We start from the raw sequence: 12,681 nt of genomic DNA, 5'->3' as shown, positions 1-12,681 counted from the left end.
TGGAGGTGGCAAGCGGTTGTTTAACCAAGTTGGTAAAGTGTCGTCAAAGGTAATTAAGAAGCTTCCTGGAAGTTCCAAACCTCTATACCGTCGGCTTTGGTTTTTGGCGGGTTTGGGTTTGGGTGGAGGTGCTTTGGCAGTTGCCTATGGTATCTCCAATATCGATAAGAGTTTGCCAAATACAGCCGACCTGAATAGCGTTGTCCGCGAACAAACCCTGACAATAAAAGCGGGGGATGGGACAATTTTACAGCAAACAGGTCCAGCAACCCGCGAAAAATTATCATTTGAGGAAATCCCCGAAAATCTCCGAAAAGCCTTTATCGCTTCAGAAGATCGAAGATTTGAGAGGCATGATGGGGTTGATGCTCAAGGGATTATGCGGGCTGTTGTCAATAACGTGCGATCGCAAAATGTCGTCGAAGGTGGAAGTACCATCACGCAGCAGTTAGCGCGGATTCTCTTCCTCAAACAAGAAAAAAGCATTTTACGTAAAGTAAAAGAAGCACGACTCGCGCAGAAAATGGAGCGAGAATTAAGTAAAGACAAAATTCTCGAACGTTATCTAAATCTTGTCTACTTAGGTTCGGGAGCCTATGGGGTTGGGGATGCCGCTTGGGTATATTTCAGCAAACCTGTCAAAGATTTAACCTTAGCAGAAATCGCAACAATTGCCGGACTTGCCCCCGCACCGAGCGTTTATGCCCCCGATAGAAACCCCGAAGCTGCTAAACAACGTCGGAATCTAGTGTTGCAAAGAATGCTAGAAGATGGGATAATTACCGCAGCCGATAAACAAGCAGCTGTAGACGAACCCCTCACAGTCAAATCCAGCCCCCCAAAACGCACAGAAGTCCAATCACTTTACTTTACCAGCTTCGTCCAAAAAGAACTGCCCAAATACGTTAAACCCGAAGTCATCGAAGCCGGAGGGTTAACAATCGAAACCACCCTCGATCCGACTTGGCAAACCGCAGCCGAAAAAACCGTCGCCAAAACCCTGCGGAATCAGGGAAGCTATGAAAACTTCAAGCAAGCAGCTTTGGTAGCAATTGACCCCAGAAGCGGACAAATTAAAGCAATGGTGGGGGGAAAAGAATTTGGTAAATACCAATTTAATCGCGTTACCCAAGCCCAACGACAACCCGGTTCCACCTTCAAAGCATTTGTTTACGCAGCTGCGATCGCAACCGGAATGAGTCCTTATCAAGAATTCCAGGATTCACCCTTAGTAGTAGATGGTTACGAGCCAAAAAACTACGATGAAGGTTATCGAGGTGCGATGGATGTGCGAACAGCTCTGACCAAATCAATTAACATTGTGGCGGTACGAGTCCTAATGCGAACAGGATTTAATCCCACCATCGACCTTGCCCACAAAATGGGCATCAAATCCGACCTCAAATCAATGTATTCCCTAGCACTTGGTGCGGGGGAAGTCAATTTATTAGAAATAACTAGTGCCTACGGTACTTTTGCAACTCAAGGTATACACAACGAAGTCCACGGCATTACCCGTGTACTTAATCGCCGAGGTGAAGAAATTTGGAAAGCCAATTTCACCCCCGAACGCGCCCTAGATGAGGACAGTTCCAATATCATGACCTGGATGTTGCGGGGTGTTGTCTCGTCAGGTACAGGTCAGCCTGCCCAATTAGATGACAGAGCCGTTGCCGGGAAAACTGGTACAACCGACGAAGCCCGCGATTTGTGGTTTATTGGTTACATCCCTCAAGTTGTCACAGGTGTTTGGCTGGGTAATGATAATAACAAACCCACCTATGGTAGTAGTGCAACTGCTGCCTATACTTGGCGACAGTTTATGAAGGAAGCCGTCAAGGGAATGGAGGTTGAGAAATTTGCCGAACGTCCTAAACTCGAAAAGCGTAAAGGCAGCATCAAAGCCGAACCAATTAAAGCTGGAAGAGTCATCAACCGTGCGATTGCCGACAAAGATAAAAGCGATCGCAATGGTTCCGGGGAAGATGTGCCCAGACGGAGACGGCGCAACCAAGAAACAAGTTCAGACGACAATAATAGTAACGAACAAAGCTCATCAAGACGGCGCAGACGTTCTTACCAAAGCGAACAACAAGAAGACAATACTTCAACACGTAGTTCGAGAAGACGTTCCCGTCGCTATGATGCAAATTCCGATGGTTCTGGTTCATCATCATCATCTGAATCCCGTTCCCGTCGTCAACGTTCGCGGCAAGTCGAATCTGATTCTTCTTCACCTTCGTCAAATTCCGAAAAGCGATCGCGTCGTCGTTATTCTGAACCCTCGAACGATAATTCCGGTTCATCGCGATCGCGTCGTTCTCCCGGTTCTTCAGGAAATCAGGAATCTGCACCTTCACCATCATGGCGCGATCGGCTACGTCCATCTGGAGGTTCTGAAGGGTAATTTGTAAAAATCCCATATTCTTCTATGGTCATTCGTATAACTGACTTATTCGTAAATATCGAGTTCTAATGTAATTACTAATTTGAATATGGGTTTAATTAATGTTGTTTGAAGTATCTATAGCACAAACAGATTTCAATAGATTCCGAGATGCTGGTGAATTAGCTACTATATATTGTCCGTTAGCAAACCATCCTGGTTGTCTTGCTGGATTAACTTTATGATATACAAAGGTTAATCCGAATACTTGGTTGTCGATTGCTCGCGGATCGAGTTGAACTTTTCCAAATCGACACCAAGGTGTGTACGCATCCGCATTAATGGAGCTTTCACCCGATGGTTTCATCACCGCATAATTAAAAACTCTATTTTTTGACTCGGAATCGATTCGTACACTATTTGGTACAAATACTAATCTATTTCCGTTATTGGTACTTCCAGCTACCAAAACTATATTTGCGGATTGTGACTTAGCGATCGCACCCGTCACACCAACCATCGAAACAGCAGCAACCATCGATAACCCAATACTTCTAATATTTGACATATACTTAGTCATTTTACGAGTATGTTTTATATATACCTATATAGTTTGCGTATTCCGCAAATTTTGTTAAAAAAGTAATTACAAAAAATAACCCCTAGAACCGATTGGAACTAGAGGTTTTCTTCTATTTAATATGGGGAACTTAAGTTAAAAGCTTTCCTGAATAGCAACAACAGCCCATTCGACTATTTTCACATCGTTCAACTAATCGAATGTCTTGCCGTCTATCATTTCTCTGATATTTGGTATTTGACCTCTCTCCAGCATAAATGCACGGAGATTCTAAACAGTTGCAAAACAAGGCGGCTCAAGCCACAGTTGAAAGTACGTCAAGGGCGAACGCAATAAAAAGCGTATAGTTATGTTTTTAACACCCACCTGCTTACTACCTATCGTTACAAGGCAGATGTAAAAATTTGTTTTGCCATCAAATTTAGCTCTGGGAATATTATAGAAATAATGCGATCGTCTCCCCTAAATGTATTAACCTGGTATTCATCATCAACTAAATTATAAATTGATACAGTTGGTTGCTTTGGGTTGCCTATATATTTCGTACCACCCAACCCAAGATAATCGACAATCCAGTATTCAGGTATTTTTATTTCTTCATATTCTCCCTGTTTTTTGTAGTAATCATCGCGCCAGTTTGTACTAACGACTTCAACCACTAAAGGAATAGAAGTACCACACTCAACTGTAGAATACTTTGTCCAAAGTTCTTCTGAAGTTAAGGCAGGTTTATTCAGAATTAATATATCTGGAGAATAAGTAGAATCACTAGTTGCAGAACGTATTAGCGCAGTTTTGGGGATAAAGTAAGGAAGTTTTAGTCTTGTAAATTCCACAACTAATTGAGTATTTAAAAATCCCGTAACTTCTTCATGTTCCCCTGATGGCTGCGACATTTCTACTATTGCCCCGTTATGTAATTCGTAGCGTTTTCCCGAATTTTCTGGAATCCATGACAAAAACTCTTCAGTTGTTATTGTTGGTTTGAATAATGCTTGAGTCATGTAACCCCCTCATTTTTTGCTTCTGCTACTGTTCTCACGGTGTCAAGACATTTCGGAGGAACGTCTCTAATGACCCCTATTCTTAATTCATACCTTCCCTTCTCCCAACAGGCAGATGTAACCCCAATCTCATTTTTGTAAGTTCATAAGTAGCGTTACCAAAAATAGGAAAGCTACTTATGTACTTACTCATGCAAGCAGCAGCAACCCAAGAGCCTCATTTTCCCTATGCTTCGGTTACTGTATTAGCTCTTGGTTTTATTGCTGCAACAACAATTGGCTCAATTGCTTGGTTTAACTCCAAACGTCCCGTAGGTTGGGAAGATAAAGAACGTCCCAGCATTGTACCTGACGTAGAAAAAGAACAAACTCCAGGTTTGTAATTTTTTAAGAGCTTCCAACGGAACCTCTCTATTTTTTAATTTTGGACATCAACCCATCGTCGATAGAGTTTTTGCACTTGCCTGAGAACAGTATTAGCAATTGGTTGATTGGAATCGTTTTGTATTCTCATTAATTTGTTCAAAAGTTTGGCTTCTTCCGTCGCAACTTCGCCATCACTGTAAATCAATCCACTGATGGCTTGAAGTAAACTTTCGCATTCTTCATTGCTTGGGCGATCGCCTAAATATTCGTGAACCCACTTATAAAACTCATCTGGTTTAACTTGTACTAATTCATACAGCCAAGGTTTTATATCGGGGTCATGGGCAACACCTTTTTCTTGGGCTATCTGACGCAAATACTGACGTTCTTCTGGTTGAATTACGCCATCAATCCATGCTGCCCCAATCAGTATTTTTACTAGGTTTTTCACACTCGAATTGCTAATCATTATTCAGCCTCGCGATCGCGATTTATCCCTAGATGGAATATTACCAATGCTTTGCGGTAGTCATGGAGAAGTGTTAGCTTTTCTTAAGCGCACCATAAAAAAGCCATCCATATTATGTTGGTGTGGCAAGACTTTCAGCCAACCTTGTTCATTACAATTGTTTACACAATAATTTACCACTGGGGAATTTGAACTTGGTGGTTCAATTTTCCAATCGGGGTTGGTAATTAAAAACGACTCGATGACATTTTCATTCTCCACAGGATGTAGCGTACAAGTCGAATACACCAAAACTCCCCCAGGTTTAACAAGCTTCGATGTGGATAATAATAATTCCTGTTGCAATTTGGCTAATTCTTCAACACTTTCCGGGGTTTGTCTCCATCTGGCATCTGCGTGACGATGGAGTGTTCCCAAACCCGAACAAGGAACATCAAGTAAAACCCGATCGGCAGTATTTTGAAACTGGGGTAAATTTCGACTATCAGCACTGAGAGTTTGAATCGACTTTAATTGCGATCGCTCGGCATTTTGTTCGATTTTACTGAGTCGAGAAGCGGTTTTGTCACAAGCCCAAATTTTCCCTTTATCTTGCATCAATTCGGCGATATGGGTGGCTTTTCCTCCTGGAGCAGCACATGCATCAATTATTACTTCTCCTGGCTGCGGGTCGAGGAGATAGCCCACTAGTTGAGCGCTACTATCTTGAACTGTCCACCATCCTTCATTAAAACCAGGTAGATTTTTAATTGCGCCACTACTACCAACTAAACGTAAAGCCTGGGGTAAATACGGAATTTTTTCCAATGCAATCCCAGCATCAGCAAAAGCCTGTTCAACCTCTTCAACCGAGCTACGAAGCGGATTCACTCGCAAATCAATCGTTGGAGTTTGGTTCATCCACTCGCATAATTTTTCCGTTTCCTCTAAACCAAACTGTTGTATCCATACATCAATAATCCAATCGGGGAAACTGTGGATAATTCCCAAACGTTCAGTTATGGATTGGGTAGCAAATGGAAAAGAAAACTCTCTTTCTTCCCCCTCACTCATCCTGATATACTGACGCAACATCCCATTAACAACACCAGTAAGCTTGGCAAAACCAAATTCCTTGGCAAGTTCGACGGTTGTATTTACCGCAGCAGAAGGGGGAATACGTTCTTGATAGCGCAGTTGGTACAAACCCAGATGGAGAATGGTACGTAAATCTTTAGGTTGCTGATGTGCTTTCTTTTTACCAATTTCATCAATGATTGCATCGAGAGTTCTTTGACGACGAACACAACCGTAAACTAATTCTGTAACTAAACGGCGATCGCGATCGTGAAATGGCTCTTTTGGAATATCGCTTAGTTCTAATTTTTGATCGGATTTTTGGGTAAATTTTTGTAATATTCGATCGAGTGCTACATCCACAAAAGCACCTTTGTGAACGTCACGTAATGCAAAATAGGCGATTTGACGGGGAGAAGACATCTAGGATTTTGGATTTTGGAACGAGGATTTATTAATATACAATTCTTTGTAGGTTGGATGGAGGCTTTGCGTAACCCAACATAAATCTACACAATCAAGAGTTGTGTTTTATTTAATCCAGATTCCTTAGATTTTATTAAAAGAAATAACAAACTACTGGTATTCTCTGATGTCAGTATGTGTTATTAAATGTCATGGTAGAAAAAACTTTCTTTCAATATCTACTATGAAAAGACTATTTATCACAGTATCAGCTTGTGCCCTGCTAGCTTTTCCCAAAAGTGCGAAGGTATCTGTCTTAAGTGGTCTCGGTGAACCAAGAATCCTCGTGCATTTATGCTCTTGAGTGTCAATGCATGACCTGAAACATAGCCTTGTACTGTTCCTTGCGCCACTGTATCCAATACTCTAGCAGAAGCGATCGCAAATGGTTGACGTTGAGCCAAAACATCTAGCAACACATCGCTATCAAACAATACTCGCTTCAACGATATTTCTCCTCTAGATAATCCACATAGGATTCTGTGGGAGTTTCTGCTTCTAACTGGATTACACCAACTAGACTTTGAGTCCAAGGATCGAGTTGAAATTGTTCGAGAATTTGGTTAACAAAAGTTTTACCGTTAACAGGTCGAGTTTGTTGACTCATCGCGATCGCAGCATCTATTTTTCTCGCACGGAGTTTATCCGCAAGTATTAATGCTGGTCTTCTTTTAGTTTGAGTCAAATCTGAAAATGGAAAAGGAACTACTACTATGTCCCCTTTTACAAATCCTGCCAAGCTTCATCCTCCTCTGGTTTTAACCAGTCTTTTTCTAGGGAAGACTCACTTAATAGCGTTATTTCTGATTTTTCTTGTATGTGTTTTACTTTAATAAACTGTAGAAAATCAAGTACTTCTTCTAAGAGAAACTCAGGAGTCTGCTCAATTTCTTGGATAATTAATTCTTTTAAACTCATATTTGCCTGCATAAAGCGAAATTAGGCACTAAGATACTCCCTATTATACTTGAAGACGACATTCGAGCTTCTTTGCACTATCTTAATACTTAGAGTAAGCCACAAAATGAATGACCGAAGAGCATTTCTTTCTGTGGAGTTCTCTTAATAATGGTTGAATGTCTAACAATGGTTCCACTTCTCCAACACGTAGAATAAAGATGCAGTTACAGAAACATCGGGAATACCAACCAAAATATTGTCCTGGTTTTCTGTCAAATATACTCGTTTTTCTACTGCTACCCGATAATCTCGACTCAGACATTCATCTAATGCATCTGCGATCGCAACAATCATGCGACTGTGAAATTCTGACCAAAATTCTGGGTTTTCTAGGTAAGGATTCATGCCAGGGAAAGGAGAAGGCATGGCAAAATCTCAGATTACAAAAGGTTGTATTTTATAGCTGTATTTATAATACAACAGATTTGATGATTGAATTCTATTGAGTAATTAAATTTGTGTTCGATATGAATGTAGGGGCAAACGGTTGTTTGCCCTAATTGATATTTGCCCTAATTTACATTTGCCCTAATTGATGTTTACCCTAATTTGTATTCCTACAAATAAAGCGACGAGTCAACAGTATTAATCTCAAACTCGCACGCACGGGAAACCAATTCTTGAGGCAATTCCTCAAAACTAACTAAAGGTAAATGTTGGGGATTATCAATTAGTTCCTTGGCAAGTAAAAAACCTGCGATCGTCCAAGTTTGATATTTCCTGGATTGCTTACCAATCAACCTTCCTTTCTTCCCATCATAATACTCAATCCATTCATCTTTTCGCAAACGATGTTGAGCAACTGCTAATGCTTTCCTCGCTAAATCAATCCGATTTGTTTTTACAGCAGCAGCAGCCAACATCCACAATAAAACAGGCCAGCTACCACCATTATGATAAGACCAAGGAATATTTTTCGGGTCGCATCCCGTGACAATTCTATATTCCTCACCCTCCAAAGCTGGGAAACAAATCTTCATTGGCATATCTCCAATCAGATTTTCCCATCTTTCATCAATCAAATTCATGATTGCCTGAGATTGTTCTTCAGTGGCTAATTCGGAAATAATAGCCATTAAGTTACCGAGTGAAAAGAAACGGGTATCAAGTTGAGATGGTCCCACATTGCCAGCAAGATAACCACCTTTAATAGGTAGCCATTTATCTAATTCATAATAAGGCAAGGAATCGGCATAAATATTAAATAAATTCACCGCCATTCTGCCATATTCTTCACCTTTAAAACGATAAATATCATTGAGACGATTGATATCAATCCAGTAATGCTGACGAATATGAGCGCATAAAAGTGGTAAACGATTATCAATAGCTGCAACAATATCTTGGTTGCCTGGGTTGCCTTCACAAATCAAAAGTTCGCGAGCGGCTCGCAATGCCGCATAAAATAATGCTTGAATTTCTAGAGGATGTCCATAAATTCCCATCCGACGGTCAATCATGCAAGCACCATCTGGTACTAACAATGTCGGATACATATCAAAACGGTTTGCCAAACACAATTCCAGAATTAACTTGATTCCTGTTTGAAATTCAGGACGATATGCAAAGCAAATATCTTTTGTAGCAACTACATAAGCTCGTAATAATATTATCCACCATAAACAAGAATCTACAGGTGTTACCCGTGCGATCGCATGTTCTCCAAAATCCGCATCAAGATATTCTTTCCCATCAATAGATACAACTTTAAAACTAGCAGGCATCAATCCTCGCGCTGGTTTATAAGCATCGAGTTGTCGTTCTTTCGGTTGCAATTTTAAGGTTTCTTCTAAAAAATTGCGAACAATTTCTGTTCTACCTTTGGCAAGAAAAATCACAGCCGAAGAGACAAAGTCGCGCACAAACACTTGGTCATAATTCAAAGCTTCTGATGAATTATCGACAGCGGCGACTGTGCCAATCGGTCGCCCATGATAATATACAATAGACTTCTCTAATGCTTCCCAGGCTTCCGCTTCGATATCTTTATCTATTACTAAATCCTCTAATTGCATCGCCAGAATAACTCCAGTATGATTATATTTTTGAGCAAATGCGTCTTATTTTTATTCTGCTATCTTTAATTATAAACAATCAAGTTTTGTTTACTCGATAACAGCAAAATCCTGTAACCTGATAAATAAACAACAAAAGAAATGAAAACTGCTTCACAATTGCAGCCAGTTTCCTCCTTTTTATTGTTTTCTGGCAATTATTTCTAAACTTTTAAGCTACGGATACCATACCTTCAGATGTAACATTATTTGCCTGGAATTTAAATTCCATAATCTATTACATCATGTATCGCTTATTGGAAAAAGAGCATATTAATCCAGCAACTTAACCCATAAGCGACACTTTCCTAAGGAGTTGTTTTTAAGTATATTCACTTATTTCCACGTTGAAATAAGCTGAAGATTAGAGAATTATCATTCTTCTACATATTAATCATAATTTATAACCTTTTTTCACAATATGCAATATGATTTTCAGACTTGATGCATTACACCGATGCTTAAGCAACATAAGTGACGTACAAAAATATTTTTTTCATATATTGACACAATAATAAAAAACCTCAAAAGTATCTAATCAAAGCTTTTGATAATCAGAGTCATAGCTCAAAATTACATCGTTGTAAAAGTATAAAAATAAAATATAAAGTTTTATTTTTTACATGGATAAACGGTTGAGTTCACATATGACAATAATCAAGTATTTTAATGAAAAATATTAGTTTGTGAGGTTCCATAGACATTTTTGATAAAGTAGCTCTTACAACAATTATATATTGTCATCTGGAGAATAAAATGTGAAAATTGTGTGTTGATTATATTGAGTTACTTCTTTTAAATTAAATATTGTCAATATCTCTATATATTGAATACATACAAATACTAAATTTTGAATCTTAAATACTTCGTCTCAAGCAATGTAGAGTTATATCTAGTAAATTTCAAGATCAATTGTGATAAATTATTAGTCTTCCCATAATAATGCGAGAACTTCTGTAACTAATATACATATACAAATGTTGTTGGGTACATGACGCTACGATAATACATCCAATAGTCGATTATTTTTTTGACATCATGCATTGAGTCTAATCTTTAGGGAGCATCCACTTTTGGAAGAAACATAATTCTCGTACTCCAAAAAACCTACTATACGGTTGATCTAAAAAAGTCTATCCGCCGAAAGTGGATGCTCCCAATCTTTAAATTGATTTAAGTAATAACTGGCAAAAATACCTCTATACAAAAACAAACTTTACTCAAATATTAACTGAGATTTTACTCATCTTTTTACTTAGATAACCAGAATATCTGTAAACAGCGATACAAAATCAGGTTACACTTTGCATTTCATTAACTACGTTAATTTATCAGTTGATTTCATCGTGATAATCCGATATATAGTGTCAGATATATGTATAAAATAAGATAGTATATTTTAAATATTGAGAAAATAATAGTAAAATTCAACTGGTTTGATTCTCAATGAGTAATTTAACTTACTCTTAATATTTAGTCTTTGCGATAAATTGTTTTATATTTATTCTTTGACTTGAGTCTGAAAAATAAAGAAAAATCTAATGCTAAAAACTGTTGAAATTGTCAAGAATCCATCTGTGGAAAGTTTGCTTAGTCTTTGGGCACAACGTTATGCGATTAACCTATCATCTCAAGACTTAGGAAACCTATTATCAAATAATATATTGTTAGAAGCGGCATCGTCTCAAGGTCGTGCTTTGACTGCTAAAAAGTTGAAAGAAAATGTCTTAAATGTGAATTGCCAAATGGCTTGGATTCAAACAAAAACGTTATATGGTTATATCTCTAATATATTAGATTTAAGTGAAGCTAGACGAATCACACAATTTGCCTTTCGTGTGTACAAAAAACTGATTGAAGTCTACCAAAAATATCCTTTAGAAGATTTTGGAAATAGTACAGAACAATCCCAGAGAGATTTTGAGAAGTCGATTGGAATACCTAGTATTGGGGAACTTGTATATGCACTCGAACCGACATTACTTTTATTCCAAGAGCAGCATATAGTGTCTAAAGATTGGCGCTCTTTAGGTTTTTTAACGACACAGTTAAATTTTTGTAATCAGCTAATTTTGAAAAAGCTTGAACCAGCCGAACGAATTTTAATTACTCCTTATTTAAAATTTGTAGAAGAGCAGGTAGCAATGCCTTGGCAAAGAGTTTGTGTTGCTGCCAGCAAGTATAAAATTGGTGCGGTGAAGCTACAATTAGTGGAAGAAATGCTACCAAAGTCACCAGAGATTGCACGTTCAGCTTATAATAATCTTGTGGAATTATTGCCAAATCAACGCAGTCGTCGAGGATTGTTAAACGATAAGGGAATTACTCATTCTTGTATTCGCGATTTAAATATGTTTCAGGCTTATTTTTGGTTGTGTTTTTTGGAGGAAAGTATTAGACCGATTGAACAGGAGTTGTTGCCTTTATGTTCAATGGTGGTTGAGGCTGTAAATATTAAATGGGAATTGACTGAGAAGTGGTGTGAAGTTTTAACTATGGAAATTCTGAATCAAGTAACTCCGGAAAAGAAAGAAATATTGCAACCCTACTTGCTACAAATGCGAGAAGTTTTTTGGCAGCAGCGTTATAGTTTGGGTTTTATTGAAGAGACTAAACTTGAGGAGATAATTACGAATTTAGGAAGCAAGAGTTTATTCTGAAAAAATTATATACATTTGGTTTAGGAATCTGAATTAAATAAAATATAACTATTGATTGTGTCGATTAATGTTGGGTTACGCAAAGCCTTACCCAACCTATAAAGACAATTTACTTATATCCAGTTTGTTCGTATACTTGTTTGACACAATTATTCAGATTTCTGAGTTATTAAAATTTGAATACTGGTGAACAGCAGTAATTAAATCATTAGGTGTACCGATATCTAGATAGCTTCCGTCTGCAAATACTTCTGCTTCCACATGCATACCTTGTTGAATTGCTGCTTGCATGACATTACCAATGGGTAATTCTGGAAGTTGTGATAAATCTTTTCTTGTTTTTAAAGTCAAAATATGGTTGTGGAGAAACTCAGTAAATGTGGGTTTCCAGACTGCGATCGCCCACATATATTTTAGGTTTGAATGTTGGGGTTTCTCAAGGATTAAATTAACTTTCCCAGTTGCGTCAAAGTCAACCATACCAGCTTTCTCTGGGGTATAAGTAGGAAATAATCCCAAAACGACATCCGCATCTGTTGCTGTTTGACGCGCCAAGATTTTGGTAAAAGCATCCTCTGGCTGAAATAGAATATCGGGGAAACCGAGTGCGACAATTGCATCCTGTAGAAATGGATATGCTTGATCTAACGTGAAGGGAACACCATAAGACAACCCCATGAT

At 38.5% G+C, this 12,681-nt stretch carries 12 protein-coding genes and 1 pseudogene; 3 read left to right on the top strand and 10 right to left on the bottom strand.

Annotated features, from left to right (window positions below; translation table 11 throughout):
* Nucleotides 1–16 precede the first annotated feature (16 nt).
* Nucleotides 17–2,407, top strand: coding sequence for a transglycosylase domain-containing protein (locus tag CK510_RS16770; protein ID WP_095722797.1), 2,391 nt, complete (start codon nt 17–19; stop codon nt 2,405–2,407).
* 94 nt (nt 2,408–2,501) lie between these two features.
* Here CK510_RS16770 and CK510_RS16765 read toward each other — a convergent pair whose 3' ends face one another.
* Complete coding sequence (locus CK510_RS16765) at nt 2,502–2,966, bottom strand: hypothetical protein (protein WP_211293211.1); 465 nt, start codon at nt 2,964–2,966, stop codon at nt 2,502–2,504.
* Nucleotides 2,967–3,349: 383 nt separating this feature from the next.
* Nucleotides 3,350–3,970 carry a Uma2 family endonuclease gene (locus CK510_RS16760; protein WP_095722793.1) on the bottom strand — a complete coding sequence of 207 codons (621 nt, stop codon included), beginning with the start codon at nt 3,968–3,970 and terminating at the stop codon, nt 3,350–3,352.
* A 179-nt stretch (nt 3,971–4,149) separates the two neighbouring features.
* Between CK510_RS16760 and psb35 the strand changes: the two genes are divergently transcribed.
* Nucleotides 4,150–4,353, top strand: a complete 204-nt coding sequence (gene psb35 / locus CK510_RS16755; RefSeq protein ID WP_095722792.1) for a photosystem II assembly protein Psb35 — start codon at nt 4,150–4,152, stop codon at nt 4,351–4,353.
* Between the two features lie 35 nt (nt 4,354–4,388).
* Here the strand turns inward: psb35 and CK510_RS16750 are convergent, their stop codons facing one another.
* The 7 genes and pseudogenes from CK510_RS16750 to CK510_RS16720 form a co-directional block, all read right to left on the bottom strand.
* The gene (locus tag CK510_RS16750; RefSeq protein WP_095722791.1) at nt 4,389–4,805 is read right to left on the bottom strand and encodes a tellurite resistance TerB family protein; all 417 of its coding nucleotides are present in this window, start codon (nt 4,803–4,805) and stop codon (nt 4,389–4,391) included.
* A gap of 60 nt (nt 4,806–4,865) precedes the next feature.
* Entirely contained in the window at nt 4,866–6,284 is a 1,419-nt protein-coding gene (locus CK510_RS16745; protein ID WP_095722790.1) for a 16S rRNA (cytosine(967)-C(5))-methyltransferase, read from the bottom strand.
* 242 nt (nt 6,285–6,526) lie between these two features.
* On the bottom strand, nt 6,527–6,772 hold the full coding sequence (locus CK510_RS33490; RefSeq protein WP_245912182.1) for a PIN domain-containing protein: 246 nt from the start codon (nt 6,770–6,772) through the stop codon (nt 6,527–6,529).
* Nucleotides 6,769–7,065, bottom strand: coding sequence for a hypothetical protein (locus tag CK510_RS33485; protein WP_143289323.1), 297 nt, complete (start codon nt 7,063–7,065; stop codon nt 6,769–6,771). Before CK510_RS33485 ends, CK510_RS33490 begins: the two co-directional genes overlap by 4 nt.
* Nucleotides 7,050–7,244: a DUF2281 domain-containing protein gene (locus CK510_RS16730; protein WP_095722796.1), complete on the bottom strand. Its 195-nt coding sequence runs from the start codon at nt 7,242–7,244 to the stop codon at nt 7,050–7,052. Before CK510_RS16730 ends, CK510_RS33485 begins: the two co-directional genes overlap by 16 nt.
* 198 nt (nt 7,245–7,442) lie before the next feature.
* Nucleotides 7,443–7,652, bottom strand: a pseudogene (locus CK510_RS16725) (DUF4058 family protein); the annotation flags it as partial.
* Nucleotides 7,653–7,843: 191 nt separating this feature from the next.
* Nucleotides 7,844–9,301, bottom strand: a complete 1,458-nt coding sequence (locus tag CK510_RS16720; RefSeq protein ID WP_095722788.1) for a glycoside hydrolase 100 family protein — start codon at nt 9,299–9,301, stop codon at nt 7,844–7,846.
* 1,580 nt (nt 9,302–10,881) lie between these two features.
* Here CK510_RS16720 and CK510_RS16715 point away from each other — a divergent pair.
* Nucleotides 10,882–12,000: a bilin-binding protein gene (locus CK510_RS16715; RefSeq protein WP_095722787.1), complete on the top strand. Its 1,119-nt coding sequence runs from the start codon at nt 10,882–10,884 to the stop codon at nt 11,998–12,000.
* 153 nt (nt 12,001–12,153) lie between these two features.
* On the opposite strand, the gene CK510_RS16710 is transcribed toward CK510_RS16715, so the two are convergent.
* Nucleotides 12,154–12,681 (bottom strand): sugar phosphate nucleotidyltransferase (locus tag CK510_RS16710; protein WP_245912181.1); only part of this gene is annotated, 528 nt, incomplete at its 5' end.

Source organism: Brunnivagina elsteri CCALA 953, from assembly GCF_002289455.1.
Taxonomy (GTDB): domain Bacteria; phylum Cyanobacteriota; class Cyanobacteriia; order Cyanobacteriales; family Nostocaceae; genus Brunnivagina; species Brunnivagina elsteri.
This window is presented reverse-complemented; position numbering and strand designations above follow the sequence as displayed.